The organism is Kitasatospora arboriphila, assembly GCF_039528095.1.
GTDB lineage: Bacteria > Actinomycetota > Actinomycetes > Streptomycetales > Streptomycetaceae > Kitasatospora > Kitasatospora arboriphila.
Window position 1 is genome coordinate 1 of the sequence record NZ_BAAALD010000340.1, and the last position, 510, is coordinate 510.

At 58.6% G+C, this 510-nt stretch carries 1 protein-coding gene; it reads left to right on the forward strand.

The window, feature by feature from the left end; translation table 11 throughout:
• Nucleotides 1-510: transposase (locus ABD353_RS40275; protein ID WP_344628651.1), on the forward strand; the 510-nt coding region annotated here is incomplete at both ends.

The following is a 510-nucleotide window of genomic DNA, read 5'->3' on the forward strand; positions in this document are numbered from 1 at the left end:
CCTGGATGGTCGAAGAAAAGGACATCGAACCGCATGTGCCGGTGTGGGACAAGACCGAGCGCAAGGACGACAGCCTCTCCAGTAACGACTTTCACTGGAGTCAGGACGCCAATGAATATCGCTGCCCAGCCGGCAAACCGCTACGCAGTGAATGGCGCGCCTTCACCCAGCAAAGGTCGCGGGTAACTAAGGCCAAAACCGTCATTTACCGCTCCAGCCAAACCGACTGCGCCACCTGCCCGTTGAAAGCGAAATGCTGCCCCAACACGCCGAATCGGAAGATCGTCCGCAGCATCCATGAGGCTGCCCGCGACGTGGCTCGACGCATCGCCAAGACACCGGAGTACCTCGTCTCTCGCTGCGAACGAAAGAAGGTGGAGATGCTTTTCGCCCACCTCAAACGGATCATGAAACTCGACCGTTTACGACTGCGTGGCCTAACGGGTGCCACTGACGAATTCACCTTGGCTGCGATGGTGCAGAACCTGCGCCGCATGGCCAAGCTTTTGC